A 19,068-nucleotide genomic window follows, 5' to 3' on the forward strand; every position below is an offset into this window, starting at 1 on the left:
GACCGCCGACGCCGCTTTCCCCCGTATCGGGAAAGCGGTGGTGTCCCGGAGCGCCGGGACACCACCACTATAGACGAACACGAGTTCGAAGACGGCCGTCGCGCGAAGCCCGGCCCCTGCCGGGCCGGGTCGGCTCAGGAGCGCTCGGCCGAGGAGTCCTCCTGCGCGCCGGAGGCGGCGGCCCTGCGGCGCCGGTCGTCGGCACGCGCCTTGACCAGGCTGGCGATGATGGTGACCGCCATGACGCCCACGATCACCGTCAGGGAGGCGCCGATACCGATCTCGGGGGTGTGCACACCGTTCTCGTGGAGGGCGTGCAGGATCATCTTCACTCCGATGAAGAGCATGATCGCGGACAGGCCCCAACTGATGTAGGCGAGCTTGTCCATGAGCCCGGCCAGCAGGAAGTAGAGCTGCCTCAGACCCAGCAGCGCGAAGGCGTTGGCGGTGAAGACGATGTAGGCGTCCTGGGTCAGGCCGAAGATCGCCGGGATGGAGTCGACGGCGAAGACGAGGTCGACGACACCGATGGCGATGATCACCAGCAGCATCGGGGTCACGTGCCGCTTGCCGTCGATCTTCACGCTCATGCGGGCGCCGTGGTAGCCGTCGGTGACGGGCCAGAAACGCTTGACCAGGCGCACAGCCGGGTTCTCGCTGAAGTCCTGGTTCTCGTCCTCGCCCTTGACGTGGTCCCGGACGATCTTGTATCCGGTGTAGATCAGGAAGGCGCCGAACAGGTAGAAGACCTCGCTCCAGGCGTTGATCACCTGCGCACCCAGGACGATGAAGAAGCCGCGCATGACGAGCGCGATGACGATGCCGACGAGCAGCACCTCGTGCTGGTACTGCCTGGGGACGGCAAAGGCCCCCATCAGGAGGTAGAACACGAAGAGGTTGTCGACACTCAGGCTCTTCTCGGTGACGAACCCGGCGAAGTACTCCGCGCCCGCCGTCGTGCCGCCGAAGTACATCACCCCGAAGCCGAACACGATGGCGATGCCGATGTAGAAGACCGCCCACCAGGCGGCCTGGCGGACCCCGAACTCCTTGGGCCCGCTCTTCTTGCTCCAGGGGTGGTCGACGATGGCCAGGTCGATCACCAAGATGGCGATCATGGCACCGATGGTGGCGGCCCATACCCACAGGGGGACGTTCACAGCGGGGTTCTCCTCCGGTCAGGTGCGCGCGAGCGCTCTCACGCGCACGGCGAATCACCGGAGGTCTCTCCCGCCCGCGCCGCGACCGGCTCACGGGCCGACGGAACCGGGAACACGGTCTCGGACCGCGTTCCGTGATGACGGCACCGCCGCGACAGGGATACTCCCCTCACGTGCCCCCCAACGCTACCGGGTGCGCGCGTTCGCGTATACCTCGACCCGGCCGAATGAGTCATCGGACACACGCGGGGGAAGCGTCCCTCCCCCCGGCGGCGGCTCAGCCGCGCACCATCGTGCGGTACACGGCCGCAGCGGCCTCCACCGCGTCCTCCTCCGTGGGCAGCTTCCCCGCCGCCGCGGTCGACCGGGCCCGCATCTGCCCGGCCAGGACGGGGTCGTCGAGCACCCTCCCAACCGCCGCGGCCAGGGCCCGCGGGTCCCCCGGCGGCACCATCAGCGCCGCGCCCTCGCACAGGTCGGGGATACCGCCCACCCGGGTGGCCACCACCGGCAGCCCGGCACGCAGCGCCTCCATGACCACCAGGGCCGGCCCCTCCCACCGGCTGGGCAGGCAGAACACGTCCGCCGCGGCCAGCAGGTCGGCCACGTCCGAGCGGTGCCCCAGCATGCGCACGTCGGCACGGAGTTCGGCGGCGGTGTCGTGCAGCACCCCCCAGAGGGGCCCGTCGCCCGCAATCGCAACCACCGGTTCGGGGCTGCGGTCGGCGATCGCCGGAGCCGCGGCCAACAGCGTGTCCAGCCCCTTCTGCTCGGCGAGGCGCCCGACGGTGAGCACCAGCGGCCGATCCGGCAGGACCGCCAGATCGGCGCGGGTGGCCTCACGTCCCTCACGCGGGGCCCCGACCGGTGGAGCCGCCACGACCGCGGCCCCCGCACCGCGCGCACCGGCCGCACGCAGTCGCCGCACCAGGTCGTCCGACACCCCCAGGACCGCAGCCGCACGCCAGGCCACGATCCGCTCCAGAGCGGGGTAGGCCAGGGCCAGCGGGCCCTCGGCCGAGGGAGGCGCGTTGTGCGCCGTCACCACCAGGGGCGAGGCCCCGGCCAGCGCGCACAGGGCACCCGCCCGCATCCCGTGCGCGTGGACGACGTCCGCCCCGCGCGTCAACAGGCCCAGCCTCAGGACGGCGCCCGGGTCCCCCGCGGAGGGCGCGGCGCCGATCGGCACGGGCGCGAACCTCAATCCGGCCGCGGTGAAGCCGAACACCCGGTCGGCCGACTCCGGGCCGATCACCGCCACCCGGTGCCCGCCGCGGCGCAATCCCTCGGCCAGGGAACGGACATGCCGACCGACCCCTCCGGTACTGGTACCCATCACCAACGCGATCCTGTGGTTCACCGTCCGCCCTCTCTGCTTTCCCCTGCGGTTCTCAGACGCGCCCTGAGCACACGCGGCGTGGCCGGGTCCACCAGCCCCGCCACGAGTGCGAACACCGGCACCGACGCAGCGCACGACGCCGCCGCGGCACCGACCGCCGACCACACGCCGTCGACGGGCACCGCCGCCGCTACGGCACGGCCCGCGATCCACCCCGCGGACCCGCCGACCAGCGCCGCCGCCACGGACCTGCCCAGGCCACGCAGTGCCGCGCGCCCATACGATCCGGCCACGCCCGCGCACAGCGCGGCGGCCGCGAGCGTCAGACCGACCGTGGTCGCCGCCCCCAGCCCGGTGACGGCCCACTCCGGCGGCAGGATCCGTACCAGGAGCACCGCGCACACCATCACCGCCAGCCACCCCGCCACCTGCGCCGCGGCTGCCCCTCGGCCGCGGTGGGAGGCGTACAGGGCGCGGCCGAGCACGGCCGCGAGCCCGAACCCCACCATCCCGGGCGCATAGGCGACCAGCGCCCGCTCCAGTTCCTGGGGCTCGTGCCGGGCCAGGACCGCCGCCACCGGAGCGGCCGCACCGGCCAGGGCCGTGGCCACGGCGGCCGCGGCCACGACGGTCATCCGCGAGGCGCCGGAGACCAGGGCGGCGAATCCTCCGTGGTCGTGCTCGGCGTGGGCCACGGCCAGAGCCGTGAACGCGCTGGTGGCGATCGGTACGGCAATGACCCCGTAGGGAAGGGTGAACAGGGTCCAGGCGTAGGTGTTGAGCACTGCCGCGCCCGCCCCGCCCCCGTGGTTGGCCAGGGCGACGAACAAGAGCAGGCACACCTGCATGGCCGCCAGCGGCAGCAGGGAGGCCACGGCCAGGGAGCGCACACGCGCCCCCACCCCCGGCGGAAAGGTCAGGCGCGGACGCAGCCGCACCCGCAGTCCGGCCGCGGGCCCCAGGACGGTCAGCAGCAGTGCGGCCACGCCCGCGGTGGTGCCCAGCGAGAGCGTGAGTTCCGCGGCCCGGGGCAGCCGCGCGACGTCCTGGAGGTGCTCCTGTCCCAGCGGGACGAAGGCGAGGTAGGCGGTGGCCACCACGAGACTGGAGACCAGCGGTGCCAGGGCCGGCGGGAGGAAGCGGCTGTGCGCCTGCAGGAGGCCGTACAGGACCGCCGCCAGACCGTAGAAGAGGACCTGGGGGGAGAACAGGACGAGCATGCGCGCGGCGAGCGGGAGCAGCGCGGCGCGGTCGCACCCGGCCACGTCGCCCAGGATGAGCGCCGTCACGGGCACCGCGGCCAGGGCGAGCAGGGCGGAGAGGGCCACCGACAGCAACAGGACCCACGTGACCAGCGCCGACGCGGTGTGTCTGACCAGCGCGCGGTCCCCTCCTCCGACGGCCGGGGCCAGGACCGGCACCACCATGGCCGTCAGCGCCCCGCCGATGGCGACCTCGAACAGCACCGCGGGTATCTGGTTGGCGGTCACATAGGCGGTGCCCAGGCAGGTGTCGCCGACCGTCTGGGAGAACACCACCGTGCGGCCGAACCCGGCCAGGCGGGCCCCCGCGGTGGCCACCGCGATGACAACCGCAGCCGTACCGACACCGCTTGTCACGCCGCGGCCCGGGAGGGGGCCGGGCCCCGCTTCACGCACACCTGCCCCATCGGTCGAGCCGACGCAGCGTGGGGAACCGTTCGATGACCCGCGAGAAACTGGTGCGCTCACTGGCCAGGGTCAGGGCCAGCACCGCCGCGAGCACCGCACCGCGGACGGGCCGCGGCGCCCGTGCGACGGCGGCGGCACCCAGCGCGGCACCGAGCGCGTTGGCGCCCGCGTCGCCGAGCATGGAGCGCTCGGCCAGGTCGTCGGGGAGCAGCGCGGCCGCGGCGCCCACCGCCGGTCCTACGGCCGGCGCCGCCGGGGAGGCCAGCAGAGGGGCCGCGGCGAGCAGGCAGACCTTGGCCGCCCGCCCCGGGCGCAGGTCGAACAGGTTGACCAGATTGGCGCCGGCCGCGATGAGCACGCCGTCCATGACGGTCTCCGCGGCGGGGCGGCGCAGCAGTGAGGCGGCGGCGACACCGGTGGCGCCGATCCCGGCCATCTTGACCAGGCCGGTGGTCACCCGGCCGCGCGCGAGCGCGCCCAGGTGTCCGCGGATTCCGCGAGCGTCGGCCGACCCGAACAGGTCGTCGTAGGCCCCGAACCCGGCGGCACCCGCCGCCGCCAGCGCGCACACGGCACGTACGCGCGGGGTCAGACCGGGGGCGAGGAGGCTGGCCGCGCACACCCCCGACGCCAGGGCCGGGCCCTGGTGCAGGGTGACGACGCGTCCCCGGTAGTTGGTCCGCCGCCACGCCCGGGCGCCGTCCGGCGCGGGGTCCGCGTCCCGGCGGGTGAGCAGGGTGTAGGCACAGCGGGCGGCGGCGGCCCCCAGGACTGCTCCCACCAGGCCCTGGAACGGGCCCACCATGGCCCTCACTCCCCCTCCTCCACGGCTCGGGGCGGGTCGTCGGGGACGGCGGAGGTCTGGGCGACGGTGCCGTCGGCGAGCCCACCGGCGGTCGCGGCACCGGCCGACGGCACGGCGGAGGGCTCCACGACGGGCCGTGGACGGGGGCCGGGCAGCGGCACGGGGGCGAACCCCGCCGCGCCCTCCCCCACCCCGTAGGCGCCGGGGGCACCCTCCAGCGCGTCGGCCAGGGCCAGGACGGTGATGACGTCGCCCACGGGGCGCCCCGCCAGGTCGACCGTGGCCAGAGCCGACTCCTGGGAGCGCACGCGGGCGATCAGGCCGCCGGGCTGCGCGGAAGCGGCGTCCCCGGCCAGGACCGTGGGGCCAACCTGGCCGCCCAGGGCGGTGACGAACGAGACCAGGGCCGCGGTGACGGCCTCGGAGTCCCCGTCCGAGCCGAAGAGCGGGGCCGCGGGCGCCACCACGACCACCGTGTCGGCGGCACCGGCCGGCTCACCGTGGAGCGCGATCAGGCCGTGCTCGGCGAAGTCGTCCAGGACGGCGCCGGCCCGCGCCCGTGCCGCGGCACCGCCGTCGGCCTCCCGGGGCTCTGCGCTCTCCTCGGGTTCGGACGCGGAGGGGCCGTCGGACGCACTGCCGGCCTCGTCGTCCCCGTCCGTGCCGCCGGTTCCGCCGCCCTTCCCGACGTCGGCCAAGGCCCGGCCGAGCACGGCTCCGGCCTGCTCGTAGGCGGTCCCCGAAAGCTGTTCGGAGGCACCGAAGGCCCGGCGCGCGACCGCGGCGACGAAGGAGGCGCTGCCGTGCTCCACCAGGTCCGGAGTGAGGTCGATCCGCCCCACGATCTCGCCGTCGGCCTCGGCCACGCGGTCGGCCAGGGCGGCGACCACGTCCGCATCGGCACCGGGGGCCGCCACCACGGCCACGCCCAGGCCGTCCAGACGGCGGCCGAGCACGTCCCCGGACAGGGCCTCGGCCAGTTGGTCGGCACCCAGCGCGACCTGGTCGGCCGCGTCGCGCTGGACGCGCAGCTCCTCGCTCTGGACACGCAGGTCGGACGTCTCCGCCTGGAGGGTGTCGAGCAGGGGGTCCTGGAGCATCGTGGTGCCCAGCACGATTCCCACGGTCAGGGCGAGGAAGACCGCGACGATGGACACCAGGTGGTAGCGGAAGTCGATCACGTGAGCAGCCCCGTCAGCCAATAGGAGAAAGCGTCCCACCGCGCCGCCAGGAACGTGAGGTAGACCTGCCCCGCCGGAGAACTGTAGGCGGCGACGACGATGGTGAGAAGGCACGCGGCGACCAGGCCCAGCAGCGCCCACGGGGAGATCCGCGACCGGTAGAGGCGGCTGACCCCCTTGGCGTCCACGAGTTTGCCGCCCACCCGCAGCCGGGTGAGGAAGGTGCTGGCCATCCCGGAGCGTCCCTTGTCGAGGAACTCCTCCAGGGTGGCGTGTGTGCCGACCGCCACGATCAGGGCGGCGCCCGCCCCGTCGGCAAGCATCATCGCGACGTCCTCGCTGGTGCCGGTCGCGGGGAAGACCACAGCCGTGTACCCGAGGTCGGTGAGCCGGGGCAGGCCCGGGGCCCGGCCGTCCCGGTAGGCGTGCACGACCAGTTCGGCGCCGCTGCCCAACGCCCGGTCGGAGACCGAGTCGAAGTCGCCGACGATGATGTCGGGGCGGTATCCGGCGTCCATGACCGCGTCCGCGCCGCCGTCGACGGCGATGATCACCGGGCGGAACTCGCGGATGTAGGGGCGCAGGGCGGCGATGTCCTCGCGGTAGTGGTAGCCGCGCACCACGATGAGGACGTGGCGCCCCTCCATCTCGGTGCCGATAGCGGGGATCCCGACACCGTCCAGGAGCAGGTCGCGCTCGTGCTGGAGGTAGGCCATGGTGTTGGCGGCGAAGGCCTCCAACTGGGTGGCCAGTCCGGCGCGCGCCCGGGCCATGGCCGCGCCGACGGTCTCGGCGCTCTGAGGGGTGCCGCTCGCGAGGACATCGTCGCCGCGCAGGAGGGAGCCGCCGAGCAGGCGCAGGCGCTCGCCGTCTCGGATCCGGGTGAACACCTCCGGGTCGACGTCGTCGACGAGGGGGATCCCGGCGGAGACGATCATCTCGGGGCCCTGGTTGGGGTACCGGCCGCTGATGCTCCGGGCGACGTTGAGGACCGCGGAGACGCCGCATCCGACGAGGGCCTCGGCGCTGACCCTGTCGAGGTCGACGTGGTCGATGACGGCGATGTCGCCGGGCCGGAGCCGCTTGGTCAGGTTCTTGGTGCGCCGGTCCGAACGTACGGGCGCGACCAGTCCGGCGGGGGCCTCCCCCCGGGCTCGGCGGAGCCGCAGGACTGTGGCGCTGAGCGCATCCGATACCTTCATCAATCGCATACTGTCATAATTCGACGACAGTGCGTCACAACGATGGGTCGGTCGGCGTGTTCTTGCCCCCTCCGGTCCACCCCGGCGGGCCGCGGTGTCCGTGCCCTCACGGGGGCACGGACACCCTCATCAGGCCGGGTACGCGCGCTCGGGGTCGGCGTTGCCCAGCAGCTCCTCGGCGTGCGCGCGTCCCAGTTCGGAGTCCTCCAGCCCGGCGAGCATCCGCGAGAGCTCACGGACCCGTCCCGCACGGTCCAGCCGCACCACACCGCTCTCGGTGACCAGGCCGTCCGTGGACTTCTCCACCACCAGGTGGGCGTCGGCGAACGCCGCGACCTGCGGCAAGTGGGTGACGACGATGACCTGCGCACTGCGTGCGAGGCGGGCCAGGCGGCGGCCGATCTCCACCGCGGCCTTGCCGCCCACACCCGCGTCGACCTCGTCGAAGACGAACGTGGGCACCGGGTCTGCGCCGGCGAAGACCACCTCGATGGCCAGCATCACACGGGAGAGCTCACCGCCCGAGGCCCCCTTGTGCAGGGCCAGCGGCCGGGCGCTCGGGTGCGGTGCCAAGAGCAGCTCCACCTCGTCGCGTCCGTGCGGCCCGAACTCCTCGCCGGTCTCGACCCGCAGGACCACCCGCGCGTGCGGCATGGCCAGGGCGGTCAGCTCCTCGGTGACCGCCGCGCCGAACCGCTCCGCCGCCTCGGTGCGGATACGGGTCAGCTCCCCGGCCGCCTCGTCCATTCGGGCGTACAGGTCGTCGGCCTCGGTGCGCAGCGCGTCGATCCGCTCGTCGTCCCCGTCCAGTTCGGAGAGGCGCTTGGCCGCGTTCTCCGCCCAGGCCAGGATGTCGTCGGCGCTCTGGCCGTACTTGCGCGAGAGCTGGGTGAGCAGTGCGCGCCGCTCCTGCACGACCGCCAGGCGCGCCGGGTCGGCGTCCACCGACTCCCCGTAGGAGGCCAACTCGGTGGCGGCGTCGGTGAGGATGTAGGACGCCTCGTCCAGGCGCTCACCGATCGCGGCGAGCCGCTCGTCGTGCTCGCTGACCGACGCCACCGCCTGGCGTGCCGTGGACAGCAGCCCGACGACGTCGATCTCGACGTCGGAGGCCGGGTCCCCGGCGAGCGCCTCGTGCGCGGTCGTGGCCGCGACCCGCAGGCCGTCGGCGTGCGCCAGCCGGGTCTCCTCGGCGAGCAGCTCCGCGTCCTCGCCGGACTGCGGTTCGGCCTCGGCGATCTCCTCGACCCCGAAGCGGAGCATGTCGGCCTCCTGGGCACGCTCACGCGCCCGCTCGACCAGCGTCTCCAGCTCCGCCGACACCTCGCGGTGGCGCCGGTAGGCCACCGTGTACTGCTTCGCCACGCGGGCCAGGTCGGGGCCCGCGAAGCGGTCCAAGGACGAGCGCTGGCGCTCGGCGCGCAGCAGGCGCTGCTGGTCGGACTGGCCGTGCACGGCGACCAGGTCGTCGGCGAGGTAGGCGAGCAGGCTCACGGGGGAGGAGCGGCCGCCCATCGTCGCCCGCGAACGCCCCTCGGCCGACACCGCGCGCGTGAGGATGAGGACGTCGTCGTCATCGATCTCGCCCCCGGCCTCCTGCACGCGCGAGGCCACCCGGCCCTCCTGGGGCACCGTCAGGCGGCCCTCGACGACGGCGCGCGGCGCACCGGGGCGCACGCGCTGCGGGTCGGCACGCCCACCGAAGAGCAGTCCGAGCCCGGTGACGACCATGGTCTTTCCCGCACCGGTCTCACCCGTGACGACGGTCAGACCCGGTGACAGTTCCAGAACGGCGTCGTCAATGACACCGAGTCCCTGGATACGGACTTCCTCGAGCACCGATCCCTCTCCTGTGGTTGACGCCAGTGCGTTCATGTCCGGACCCGCGCGTCGCGTCGGGAACCGCGCCCCGGTCAGTGGCCGTTGTCGACCCGCCCGCGCCAGCCCGCGACCGGTAGGCCGAACTTGGCCACCAGCCGGTCGGTGAACGGGGCCCGGTGCAGCCGGGCCAGCCGGACCGGCGTGTCGGCGCGGGTGATTTCGATTCGTGCCCCTGCGGGCAATTCGACCATACGCCGTCCATCACACCAGAGCACGCCCGGTGCCGTATCTGGGAGCACCTCCAGCGCCACCGTGGCCTTCGGCCCGACCACCAGGGGCCGGGCGAACAGTGCGTGCGCGCTCAGCGGCACGACGAGGATCGCGTCGACGTCGGGCCAGACCACGGGGCCGCCCGCGGAGAAGGCGTGCGCGGTGGAGCCGGTGGGTGTGGCACACACCACACCGTCGCAGGTCCAGCGGGACAGCGGGCGGCCGTCGATCTCCAGGACCGCCTCGATGATGCGCCGGGCCTCACCCTTCTCCAGAGTGGCCTCGTTGAGCGCCCAGGTGCGCACCGGCGGCGCGCCGTCGCCGCGGCCCCCGTTGAACACCGCCACGTCCAGGGTGATGCGTTCCTCGACGCCGTAGTCGCGGTCGACCACGCTGCGCACCGTCGCACCGAGGTCCTCGCGCTCGGCCTCGGCGAGGAAGCCCACGTGTCCCAGGTTCACCCCGAGCACCGGCGCACCGGCCGGGCGGGCGATCTCAGCGGCACGCAGCAGAGTGCCGTCACCGCCCAGCACCATGACCAGTTCCACACCGTCGGCGGCGTCGGCCGGTTCGACGACCTCCACCGGCGACAGGGGGCGGCCGACCTCGGCCAGCGCCTCGACCTCGCCCTTGAGCATGCGTACGGACAGGCCGGCGCCGGTGAGCCGCTCGTGCACCAGCCGCGCACTGCGCACCGCCGCGGGCCGGCGTGTGTGCGCCAGCAGGAGGACGCTGCGTTCGCGAGTCATCGCCCTCCCCTCGTGATCAGCTCCCCGCGGGGAGTCGGATGCGGGCCGGGTGCGGTCGACGACCCGGCCGGGTCACGCTATCGGACACCGCCGACACGGTGCCACGGGGCTCAGCCCGGCCCCTCCTCGACCACCCGGGCCAGGCGGCCGGGGTCCAGGGGCGGGGCGCCCGCGCGCATCCACAGGAAGTACTCGACGTTGCCCGAGGGGCCCGGCAGGGGGCTGGCGGCCACATCCACGGTGCCCAGCCCCAGGCCGAGCGCGCTGGCCGCCACTCCGGTGACGGCCTCGGCACGCAGCGCCGGGTCACGGACCACACCGCCCGCTCCGACCCGGTCCTTGCCGACCTCGAACTGGGGTTTGACCATGAGCACGAAGTCCGCGCCGGGGAGGGCGCAGTCGCGCAGCGGTTCGAGGACCAGGGACAAGGAGATGAACGACAGGTCGCCCACGACCAGGTCGGGCCGCGGCTCACCGATCATCTCGGGAGTCAGGTGGCGCACGTTGACCCGTTCCATGACGCGCACGCGCTCGTTGCTGCGCAGGGGCCAGGCGAGCTGGCCGTAGCCCACGTCCACCGCGGTGACGCGCAGGGCCTCACGCCGCAGCAGTACATCGGTGAACCCGCCGGTAGAGGCCCCGGCGTCGAGGACGTGGCGTCCGGAGACGTCGAGGACGAACGCGTCGAGGGCGCCGATGAGCTTGTACGCGCCCCGGGAGACGTAGGGCGGACCGTCGGAGGGGGCGCGCACCACGATGGGCTGGTCCGTACCGACCTGGGTCGCGGGTTTCGCGGCCACCATCCCGGCCACCCGGACATGCCCACCCTCGATGATCTCGGCCGCGTGGCCGCGTGAGCGTGCGTGTCCGCGCCGGACCAGTTCCGCGTCGAGACGGGTACGTTTCGCCATGGTCATCTAGAATAGCGTCGGCCGCGGGTCGCCGCCGGTGCTCTCTTCGAGTGACCTGAGGACGGCGGACAGCTCCCGGTGCAGGGAGTCGAACACCGTGACGTGCTGGGCCGTGGGCAGCGACTCCAGCGACGCCAGGCGCTCCCGTGCGGCCTCCAGGGTCTGTTCGGCCAGCGCGGCGGCCTGTTCCGTGGATTCCATGTCCCTGACCTCCTCCTTCCGGGTAGGCGGCTCCACCCGCGGGTACCGCGGAACGGATCGGTTCCACACGGGAGCGCGGGGCGGGGCGGCACCGCGCACCGACCCTACTTCTTGGCCGGCCCCTTGCGCTTGGCCGTGGAGCGCGACCGGGCGGGCTTGGGGGTGCTCTTGGCCGCGGTCCTGGGCTTGGCGCGCGGGGCGGGCTTCTTGGCGGTGTGCTGCTTGGCGTCGCCGTCCTCGTCCTCACCGCCCGGGGCCGACGGCGCCCCGGTCCTCGCCACGCCGTCGGGATCCTCGTCGGCCTCCGCACCGTCCGCGCCGCTCTCCGCCCTCGCGGCCTCCCCGTCGGGGAGCGGGGCGGCGCCCCCGTCGGAGGGGACCGACCGGGCACCGGACGCGGTGGCACCCTCCGCCTGCGCCGAGGGGCGCTCCACGCCCTGCCGGGCGGCCAGACGGCGTTCGAGTTCGGCGGTGCGGCGCACCAGGCGGTCATGCTCGGTGCGGGGAACGACGTCCATGCGCTCCAACTGCCGCCCGACCTCCACCCGCACGAGGTCGGCGATCGCGGAGCGGTTGGAGCGGTTGGTCTCGATCAACTCGCCGGCGAGGGCCTGGATGCTCTGACCGAGCCGGGGAGGCGGGGCCTCGTGCTCCGTCGGTGCGGGGGCCGCGGTCCCCTCCGCGCGGAGCAGGGCCTTGGCCGCCGTGACCGCGTCCTTGCGCGAGAGTTCGGTAAGGCCACTGGCGGCATCGAGATAGGTGCGTACCGCGTCGACGACCATGGATGTCTCCTTGATGGGACCGCAGAAGGCAGGAACGGGAAAGAGCACGCACGGACGGGGAGGCCGCACGGCGAAAGGTGCGTGCACCACGCTACCGGGGCCCGCGCTCCGATGGCGCGTGAACCAGGAGGCCACACCGGCCACCGGCACGAGGAGGCCGTCGCGGACCCCGGGTACCGGTGCCCGGCCACGGGGCCGGCGGCGGCATCATGGAGCCATGAACGACATCGAGGCGTGCCTGGCGGGCATCGCCAAGCTCAATGAGCGGATCCTCGACCAGCCCGTGGCGGAGCGGCGCAAGCACATCCGCGACCGGTCGGTGAGCGTGGCGGTCCCGGACCTGTCGGCGGTGTTCGACATGCGGCTCACCGTGGACGGCCTGGTCGGTATCACCCACCGCTCAGCCGACACGTCCGCACCACGGGCTCAGGTGAGGATCACGGTGTCCAGCGGAGACCTCGTGGAACTGGCCGAGGACCGGCTGGACGCGGCCGGTGCGCTGCTCACCCGGCGGCTCCGGGTGGACGCCAGTGTCGGCGACCTGATGCGCATGCGCCGCATGCTGTGACCCGGCGGGCGACGCGGCAAGGCACCGCACCCGCCGCGGGTTCCCACAGGTGCGCACACCGACCGGGTAGCTTTCGGGGCATGGCACGCCCACCTCTGGCACTGGCCCCGTTCCGGGGGCTGCGCTACACGGACCTGAACGTCGGACGGGCCCTGGACTCGGGTGAACTCGACGCCGCCGCCCTCCTCGCTCCCCCCTACGACGTCCCGGGCCCGGAGGAGGCGCGGGACCTGCTGCGCTCGGACCCGCACAACGCCGCCCACCTCACGGTGCCCTACCAGTTGAACCCGACGGTGCGCGGTGACGGCGCGGGGCGGACCTCCCAGGTCGTCTACGAGGGCGCGGCCACCCGGCTGCGCGCGTGGATCGGCCAGGGGATCCTGGCCCAGGACCCCGAACCCGCCCTGTACGTGTACGAGCAGACCACCGCCGCAGGGGTCCGCCAGCGCGGACTGATCGGTGCGCTGGCCCTGCCACCGGTCTCCTCCCCCGCCCGCGAACCGGTCCGTCCGCACGAGGAGGTGGACCACGGCCCCGTACTCGACCGGCTCCGGCTGACGGTCAGCACGGGAGCCCACCTCGAACCGGTCTTCTTGCTGTACCCGGGCGGCGGTGGAGCCGCCACCCGGGTCGCGGAGGACGCGGAGCGGCGGGGAAGGGCTCTGGTCGACACCCGCACCGCGGACGGGACCCGGCACCGGCTGTGGGCGCTGACCGGACCGGCCGTCCACGCCGAGATCGCTGCCGACCTGGCCCCACGTACCGCGCTGATCGCGGACGGGCACCACCGCTACGCCGCCTACCAGGAGATGCACGCCTCCGGGCGCGTTCCCGGCAGCGGCCACGGGCTCGCCTACCTGGTGGACAGTGACACCCACCCGCCCGACCTGGGAGCCATCCACCGTGTCGTGCCCGGCCTGGACACGGCGGCGGCGGTCGGGGCGGCTCGCTCGGCCGCCCGGGTCGAGGAGCTCACCGGTGCCTCGCTGCCCGACGCCGAGCGGGCCCTCGCCGGGGCGGGCCGCCCGGCCCTGCTCCTGGCCGACCCCTCCGGCCGCTTCCACCTGGTGCGGGACGTGGACGCGGCGAAGGCGGCCCAGGCCGCCCCCTCCCGTTCTCGGACCTACCGGGAGCTGCCCACCGCCGTTCTGGAGCATGTACTCCTCCCTCTGTGGGGATATGCCGAGCACCAGACGCGGAAGGTGCACGACGATCCGGCAAAGGCCGTGGCGGCCGCACGGGAGGAGCACGGGACCGCCGTCATCGTGCCCCCGCTGCGTGTGGAGCAGGTGTACGCCGTCGCCGACCGAGGGGAGCTCACCCCGCGCAAGTCCACCTCGTTCGGTCCCAAACCCCGCACCGGACTGGTCATGCGCCTGCTCCCGTGACGGCTGAGGGCCCAACCCCGCGACCGGGGCCGGGTGCGGGTACGGGGTGCGCTTCACGCTCGGCGCCCGGAACACACGGAAGCGGCTGCCCGGCCGCACCGGTGCGACACAGCGCACACCGGCGACCGCGGGTCCTCGCCGCCCCGTCGGCCCTAACCTGGGACACGTCCGCGCACCCACACGGAACGGGTACCCCGAGATGGCCCTGCTCGCCGCCGAACGTCCGCTCTCGGAGCTCTACGACGCGATGCTCCTCGACCTGGACGGGGTGGTCTACATCGGTTCCCGTGCGGTGCCGGGCGCACCGGAGGCGGTAGGCAAGGCGCGTGCGGCGGGCGCGCGGGTGGCGTTCGTGACCAACAACGCCGGGCGTACCCCGGCCCGGATCGCCGATCACCTCACCGAACTGGGCGTGGCCGCCGTACCCGAGGACGTGGTGACCTCGGCCGAGGCCGCCGCGCGCCTGGTGAGCGACCGCTTCCCCTCCGGGTCGGAGGTACTGGTCGTGGGCGACACCGGGCTGCGCCAGGCGGTGTGGCGCAGGGGACTGCGCCCGGTGACCGTGGATTCGGGGTCCGTGGTGGCCGTCGTCCAGGGGTACGCGCGCACCCTGTCCCGCGACCTGCTCGACCAGGGCGCGCTCGCCGTCTCCCGGGGCGCGCTGTACGTGGCGAGCAACGCCGACGCCACCGCCCCCCACGAGTGGGGGATCACTCCGGCCAACGGGGCGTTCGTCCAGGTGATCGTCCACGCTACCGGGGTGGAGCCGATCGTGGCAGGCAAACCGATGCGCCCCCTGCACGAGGAGGGCATCCTGCGCACCGGTGCCCACAACCCGCTGATCGTCGGCGACCGCCTGGACACCGACATCGAGGGTGCCACGACCCACGGCGCCGACGGACTGCTGGTGCTGTCGGGGGTGGCCACACCGCTGGACGCCCTGTGCGCACCGGAGCACCGGCGTCCCCGCTACCTCGCCTGGGATGTGTCGGGCATGAACCAGACCCACCCTCTGGTGGTCGCGGAGGGAACGCGGACGCGCTGCGGCGGATGGACGGTGGCCGTCGAGGGCGCGGACCTGCGCCTTGAGGGCTCCGGGGACCGCCTGGACGGGCTTCGCGCGCTGTGCTCGGCCGTGTGGTCGGACGGGTCGGTCGATCCTGCGGGACCGGACGCGCGCGCGGCACTGGCCCGTCTGGGCTGGTGAGGCCGTCACCGGTCCTCCCGCCTCCGCAGCCGGGCGGCGGTGCGCACCTCCACCTCGTACACGCTGCGCACGCCGCCGGGGACCCGCCAGGTACGCCGCCGCAGCGCACCGCTCATGCGGGCCACGTCGCCCAGCCGCCACGCGCCCACCATGTCGTGGACCTGGGGATCGAAGCTGACACAGGTCATGGAGTCGCCGCGGCGGCCCCGGAAGCGGGTCTCGGCGGTGCGGGCCACACAGACCCGCCAGGTGGCCAGGCGGTCCCCGCTGGGGAGCACTCGGAACACCGGTGCGGCGGTGAGCCGGCCGGCCACGGTGATCTCGTTCCGGTGGTCGGTGTCCGGCGCGGCGGGGGCGGGCTCCTGCTGCATGTGCACGTCCTTCCTGGAGGAGCGAGGGGACGGCGCGGCACGGCGGAGAGGACTGCGATGGAGAGCGTGTACGCCGGTATCCAGCCTCCCCGGCGCGTACCGGAACGGCAAGGCCCCTCCTCGCGCCTGTGGACGGACGCCCTAGAGTCGGATGGGTCCGTGCGATCTGAGAGGTGGCACCCGTGGTGGATGTGAGCGGCCTGCCGGAGGGGACCGTCTCCCTCGGCGACGACATCTTCGTCATCGACACGATGCTCGCCGGGTATCCGGGAGTGGTGTCGGCGTACCTGATCCTCACCGAACGGCCCTGTCTGGTGGAGGTGGGCACCGCGGGGTCGGCCCGGACACTGCATCGGGCGATCACCGCTCTGGGGCTGGCCCCGGAGGATCTCGCCACCATCGTGGTGACGCACATCCACTTGGACCACGCCGGCGGGACCGGTGACATGGCGGCCCTGTTCCCGAACGCGGAGGTCGTCGTCCACGAACGCGGCGCACGGCACCTGGCCGACCCCGGCCGTCTGATGCGCAGTGCGGCGATGGTGTGGGGCGACCGGCTGGAGACCCTGTTCGGCCGGATGAGCCCGACCGAGGCGGCCCGGATCCGTTCGGTGGCCGAGACGGGCGAGATCGACCTGGGCGGTGGCAGGCGCCTGGTGTCCCACTACGCGCCCGGCCACGCCAAGCACCACATGGGGCTGGTGGACACGGCCACGGGCGACCTGTACGTCGGGGACGCCCTGGGCGTGTACACCCCGCTCACCGGAGACCTGCGCCCCGCGACCCCGCCGCCGGACTTCGACATGGACGCGTGCCTGCGCACACTGCGGCTGTTCGGGGACATCGACGCGCAGCGGCTCATGTTCTCCCATTTCGGCGCGGTGGACACGGTGGCCGAGACCATCGACCGGTCCGAGGCCGAACTGCGGCTGTGGGTGGAGACCGTACGCGAGGCCCGGGGCACGGACCAAGACCTGGACCACGCGGTGGCCATGGTCCGCGACACGGTGGTCTCCCGGTACGGGCGGCTCCCCGCGGACGCCTCGAAGGAGTCGGCTCAGGTCCTGGACGTGCTCTCGGGGCCGGAGTCCAACGTGTCCGGCATCGTGCACTGGCTGGACCGCCTCGCCCGGGAACAGGCCGAGGCGAAGAAGGCGGCCGAGGAGGCCTGAGGCGTACCGTCTCAAGGCGCTCCGGGAAGCCCGAGTTCCCGGAGCAGGTGCGCGTACAGGCCGTCCGACCAGGACAGGTCGTCCTCGGGCAACGCGTCGAACGCGCGCACGTCCACCGTCTCGAAGTCTCCACTCAGCGGGGACAGAGCCGTGACCCGGGCATGGGTGACCACGGTGACGTGGCCGCCGGCAAGGACGTAGTGGCCCGCGACCCGGAGGCGGCCGAGGGTGGCGCCGGCCTCCTCGAAGGCCTCGCGGCGGGCGGTGTCCACCACGTCCTCCCCCGGTTCGGCGTGGCCGCCGGGGAACTCCCAGCCCCGCTCCTTGTGGCGCACGAGCAGTGGCCGCCCGTCCAGGAAGGTCAGGCAGACGACGGAGTCGTGGGCTGCGGGAAGGGCGCCCAGGCGCACCGTGGCACCGCCGAGGGGCAGGCCACCACCCTGCGGCGTGCGGTCCGTGGCGGTCAGTCCCGTTCCTCGTTCTCGGCCGGGAACTCCTCGGCGTCGGTCCAGACGATGCCGTCTCCGTCCACGTCGACGAGTTCGACGCCCTCGATGGCGGCGAGTCGCTCGTCGGCGTCGGTGACCCCCTCCTGGTCGACCGCGGAGGCCCGTGAGAAGTACTCCCGGGCTTCCTCCTCGCGTCCGAGTTCGGCCAGGACGTCGGCGTAGGCGTAGAAGAGCCGGGCTACCCACGGACGGGCGCGGCGCTCCTTAAGCTCGGGGACCCGGAGTTCGGCCAGCGCGGCTTCGAGGTCCCCCATGTCCCGGCGGGCACCGGAGGCCACGATCCGGAGTTCGATGCGGTCGGCCGTGTCCAGGGTCGCCGCGGCGGGGTCCTCTGCGACCTCCAGAGCGCGCTCGGGTCTGCCCAGACCGCGCTCGGCGTCGGCTATGACGGCGAGAAAACTGTCCCTGCCGCTCATCCTGCGGGCCGCACGGAGGTCGGAGAGGGCTTCCTGCCACTTGCCGACGGTGTAGGCGGCCACACCGGAGGCCTCACGGACCCCGGGCACCCGCGCGGCCTTCCGGCGGGCGAAGGCGGCGTGCTTGTAGGCCCGCTCGGGGTCCTCGTCCAGGAACAGACCCGCGGCCACGATGTGCTTGCCAACGAGTTCGGCGAGCGTCTTGGGCAGGGAGTTCAGGTCGCGCCGGATCTCGGGGTCGAGTTGGGAGTAGGTGATCTCCTCGGGCAGCGGAGGGGCGATGTCCTCGGGAGAGCGCTCCTCACGGCGGCCGCCGCGCCGGTCGTCCCCGCGCCCGCGCCCGCGGTCGTCGCGCCGGTCGCGGTAACCGCCGCGCCGGTCGTCACGCCCCCGGAAGCTGCCGCCACGGTCATCGCGGCGCCCGTCACGGCCCCGGAAACCCTCACGGTTACCCCCGCGATAGCCACCGCGGTCGTCACGCCGGTCATCACGGCCCCGGTAACCACCGCGGTCCTCACGAGACCCACCGCGGTCCTCACGCCGGTCGCGGTAACCGCCACCACGATCATCACGACCCCGGAAGCCTCCGCGGTCCTCACGAGACCCACCGCGGTCCTCACGCCGGTCGCGGTAACCGCCACCACGGTCATCACGGCCCCGGAAGCCTCCGCGGTCCTCACGCCGACCCCGATAGCCACCGCGGTCGTCGCGGTCACGGCCTCCCCGGTCCCCCGGACTCCTGTAGCCGGATCGGGACCGGTCACCACTCCGACCGCCCGTCCCCCCGGAGCGGTCTCGGTCGCGTGCGGAGTCCTCGCGGTCTTCCGATCGGCTGTCCTCAGTCATCAACCCGCCCGTAAACACTCAAAAGCGCCACCACCGTGATGAGTGGCAGCGCGTCAGTAATCCTCTCCACAGCTTACGGCATCTACTCGAAGATCATCACCATCGTCGGCACGGCCGATGCAACCGCAGCGGAACAGCGGCAAACGCGGCGAGGGAGGAATCTCCACCAGCCCAACCCAAAAATTTCACATGTTCACAAGCCCGCACACAAAAAACAGGGCCGGAGCCACCCCCAAAGGAACAACCCCGACCCCAACAAAAAACCGTGGCAGCGACCTACTCTCCCACCCCACCACAGGGCAGTACCATCAGCGCAAAGGGACTTAACGACCGGGTTCGGAAAGTTACCGAGTGTAACCCCCCCGCCATAACCACCACGGAAAACCACACCCACAACCACCACCAAAGCAGCAGCCACAGGAAAACCCATACATGAAACAGTGTGCGCGAACACCCAGCAATCTGCAGCGGACAAGCCCTCGGCCTATTAGTACCGGTCA

19 protein-coding genes and 1 rRNA gene are annotated in these 19,068 nt (G+C 73.3%); 4 read left to right on the plus strand and 16 right to left on the minus strand.

Annotation, left to right across the window (positions count from 1 at the left end):
• Window positions 1–134 precede the first annotated feature (134 nt).
• The 11 genes from B042_RS0110935 to B042_RS0110985 all read right to left on the minus strand — a co-directional run bounded on the left by B042_RS0110935 (window position 135) and on the right by B042_RS0110985 (window position 12,091).
• Window positions 135–1,160 carry a TerC family protein gene (locus B042_RS0110935; protein WP_028648320.1) on the minus strand — a complete coding sequence of 342 codons (1,026 nt, stop codon included), beginning with the start codon at window positions 1,158–1,160 and terminating at the stop codon, window positions 135–137.
• Between the two features lie 277 nt (window positions 1,161–1,437).
• Window positions 1,438–2,520 carry a glycosyltransferase family 4 protein gene (locus B042_RS0110940; RefSeq protein ID WP_028648321.1) on the minus strand — a complete coding sequence of 361 codons (1,083 nt, stop codon included), beginning with the start codon at window positions 2,518–2,520 and terminating at the stop codon, window positions 1,438–1,440.
• Window positions 2,517–4,118 (minus strand): murein biosynthesis integral membrane protein MurJ, encoded by a 1,602-nt coding sequence (murJ, locus tag B042_RS0110945; protein ID WP_028648322.1) that lies wholly within the window; start codon window positions 4,116–4,118, stop codon window positions 2,517–2,519. The genes B042_RS0110940 and murJ overlap by 4 nt, the downstream gene beginning before the upstream one ends.
• Before the next feature lie 31 nt (window positions 4,119–4,149).
• A complete protein-coding gene (locus tag B042_RS0110950; protein WP_036554700.1) occupies window positions 4,150–4,974 on the minus strand; it encodes a hypothetical protein in 825 nt (274 codons plus the stop codon).
• 5 nt (window positions 4,975–4,979) lie between these two features.
• The gene (locus tag B042_RS0110955) at window positions 4,980–6,155 is read right to left on the minus strand and encodes a copper transporter (protein WP_028648324.1); all 1,176 of its coding nucleotides are present in this window, start codon (window positions 6,153–6,155) and stop codon (window positions 4,980–4,982) included.
• Window positions 6,152–7,357, minus strand: a complete 1,206-nt coding sequence (steA, locus tag B042_RS0110960; protein ID WP_197024263.1) for a putative cytokinetic ring protein SteA — start codon at window positions 7,355–7,357, stop codon at window positions 6,152–6,154. The genes B042_RS0110955 and steA overlap by 4 nt, the downstream gene beginning before the upstream one ends.
• 129 nt (window positions 7,358–7,486) lie before the next feature.
• Complete coding sequence (gene recN / locus B042_RS0110965; RefSeq protein WP_028648326.1) at window positions 7,487–9,196, minus strand: DNA repair protein RecN; 1,710 nt, start codon at window positions 9,194–9,196, stop codon at window positions 7,487–7,489.
• 74 nt (window positions 9,197–9,270) lie between these two features.
• Complete coding sequence (locus B042_RS0110970) at window positions 9,271–10,197, minus strand: NAD kinase (RefSeq protein ID WP_028648327.1); 927 nt, start codon at window positions 10,195–10,197, stop codon at window positions 9,271–9,273.
• 110 nt (window positions 10,198–10,307) lie between these two features.
• The gene (locus B042_RS0110975; protein ID WP_036554666.1) at window positions 10,308–11,114 is read right to left on the minus strand and encodes a TlyA family RNA methyltransferase; all 807 of its coding nucleotides are present in this window, start codon (window positions 11,112–11,114) and stop codon (window positions 10,308–10,310) included.
• Entirely contained in the window at window positions 11,115–11,309 is a 195-nt protein-coding gene (locus B042_RS0110980; RefSeq protein ID WP_028648329.1) for a hypothetical protein, read from the minus strand.
• A gap of 104 nt (window positions 11,310–11,413) precedes the next feature.
• A complete protein-coding gene (locus tag B042_RS0110985; RefSeq protein WP_028648330.1) occupies window positions 11,414–12,091 on the minus strand; it encodes a hypothetical protein in 678 nt (225 codons plus the stop codon).
• 217 nt (window positions 12,092–12,308) lie between these two features.
• Here B042_RS0110985 and B042_RS0110990 point away from each other — a divergent pair, with 217 nt between their 5' ends.
• The 3 genes from B042_RS0110990 to B042_RS0111000 all read left to right on the plus strand — a co-directional run bounded on the left by B042_RS0110990 (window position 12,309) and on the right by B042_RS0111000 (window position 15,254).
• The gene (locus tag B042_RS0110990; RefSeq protein WP_028648331.1) at window positions 12,309–12,659 is read left to right on the plus strand and encodes an SCP2 sterol-binding domain-containing protein; all 351 of its coding nucleotides are present in this window, start codon (window positions 12,309–12,311) and stop codon (window positions 12,657–12,659) included.
• 80 nt (window positions 12,660–12,739) lie between these two features.
• Complete coding sequence (locus tag B042_RS0110995) at window positions 12,740–14,047, plus strand: DUF1015 family protein (RefSeq protein WP_028648332.1); 1,308 nt, start codon at window positions 12,740–12,742, stop codon at window positions 14,045–14,047.
• 199 nt (window positions 14,048–14,246) lie between these two features.
• On the plus strand, window positions 14,247–15,254 hold the full coding sequence (locus B042_RS0111000; RefSeq protein WP_028648333.1) for an HAD-IIA family hydrolase: 1,008 nt from the start codon (window positions 14,247–14,249) through the stop codon (window positions 15,252–15,254).
• Between the two features lie 5 nt (window positions 15,255–15,259).
• On the opposite strand, the gene B042_RS0111005 is transcribed toward B042_RS0111000, so the two are convergent.
• Window positions 15,260–15,625 carry a single-stranded DNA-binding protein gene (locus tag B042_RS0111005; protein ID WP_028648334.1) on the minus strand — a complete coding sequence of 122 codons (366 nt, stop codon included), beginning with the start codon at window positions 15,623–15,625 and terminating at the stop codon, window positions 15,260–15,262.
• Window positions 15,626–15,807: 182 nt separating this feature from the next.
• Between B042_RS0111005 and B042_RS0111010 the strand changes: the two genes are divergently transcribed.
• Window positions 15,808–16,797 (plus strand): MBL fold metallo-hydrolase, encoded by a 990-nt coding sequence (locus B042_RS0111010; protein ID WP_369797693.1) that lies wholly within the window; start codon window positions 15,808–15,810, stop codon window positions 16,795–16,797.
• Window positions 16,798–16,808: 11 nt separating this feature from the next.
• Here B042_RS0111010 and B042_RS0111015 read toward each other — a convergent pair whose 3' ends face one another.
• The 4 genes from B042_RS0111015 to rrf all read right to left on the minus strand — a co-directional run bounded on the left by B042_RS0111015 (window position 16,809) and on the right by rrf (window position 18,947).
• On the minus strand, window positions 16,809–17,207 hold the full coding sequence (locus B042_RS0111015) for an NUDIX domain-containing protein (protein ID WP_028648336.1): 399 nt from the start codon (window positions 17,205–17,207) through the stop codon (window positions 16,809–16,811).
• 53 nt (window positions 17,208–17,260) lie between these two features.
• Entirely contained in the window at window positions 17,261–17,893 is a 633-nt protein-coding gene (locus B042_RS26080) for a hypothetical protein (RefSeq protein WP_231493932.1), read from the minus strand.
• Window positions 17,894–17,937: 44 nt separating this feature from the next.
• Window positions 17,938–18,438, minus strand: coding sequence for a hypothetical protein (locus tag B042_RS26085; RefSeq protein WP_197024266.1), 501 nt, complete (start codon window positions 18,436–18,438; stop codon window positions 17,938–17,940).
• Between the two features lie 393 nt (window positions 18,439–18,831).
• A 5S ribosomal RNA gene (gene rrf, locus B042_RS0111025) occupies window positions 18,832–18,947 on the minus strand.
• Window positions 18,948–19,068: the final 121 nt, after the last annotated feature.

The sequence above is a fragment of the Nocardiopsis sp. CNT312 genome (assembly GCF_000515115.1).
In the GTDB taxonomy this organism is placed as follows: domain Bacteria; phylum Actinomycetota; class Actinomycetes; order Streptosporangiales; family Streptosporangiaceae; genus Nocardiopsis.

Bases quoted from the DNA above. Each gene is read 5' to 3' on its own strand.
- B042_RS0110985 (WP_028648330.1), bottom strand. From the start codon at position 12,091: ATGGTCGTCGACGCGGTACGCACCTATCTCGATGCCGCCAGTGGCCTT.
- steA (WP_197024263.1), bottom strand. From the start codon at position 7,357: ATGAAGGTATCGGATGCGCTCAGCGCCACAGTCCTGCGGCTCCGCCGA.
- B042_RS0110950 (WP_036554700.1), bottom strand. From the start codon at position 4,974: ATGGTGGGCCCGTTCCAGGGCCTGGTGGGAGCAGTCCTGGGGGCCGCC.
- B042_RS0110980 (WP_028648329.1), bottom strand. From the start codon at position 11,309: ATGGAATCCACGGAACAGGCCGCCGCGCTGGCCGAACAGACCCTGGAG.
- B042_RS0111005 (WP_028648334.1), bottom strand. From the start codon at position 15,625: ATGCAGCAGGAGCCCGCCCCCGCCGCGCCGGACACCGACCACCGGAAC.
- B042_RS0110990 (WP_028648331.1), top strand. From the start codon at position 12,309: ATGAACGACATCGAGGCGTGCCTGGCGGGCATCGCCAAGCTCAATGAG.
- B042_RS0111000 (WP_028648333.1), top strand. From the start codon at position 14,247: ATGGCCCTGCTCGCCGCCGAACGTCCGCTCTCGGAGCTCTACGACGCG.
- B042_RS0110975 (WP_036554666.1), bottom strand. From the start codon at position 11,114: ATGACCATGGCGAAACGTACCCGTCTCGACGCGGAACTGGTCCGGCGC.
- B042_RS0110970 (WP_028648327.1), bottom strand. From the start codon at position 10,197: ATGACTCGCGAACGCAGCGTCCTCCTGCTGGCGCACACACGCCGGCCC.
- B042_RS0110995 (WP_028648332.1), top strand. From the start codon at position 12,740: ATGGCACGCCCACCTCTGGCACTGGCCCCGTTCCGGGGGCTGCGCTAC.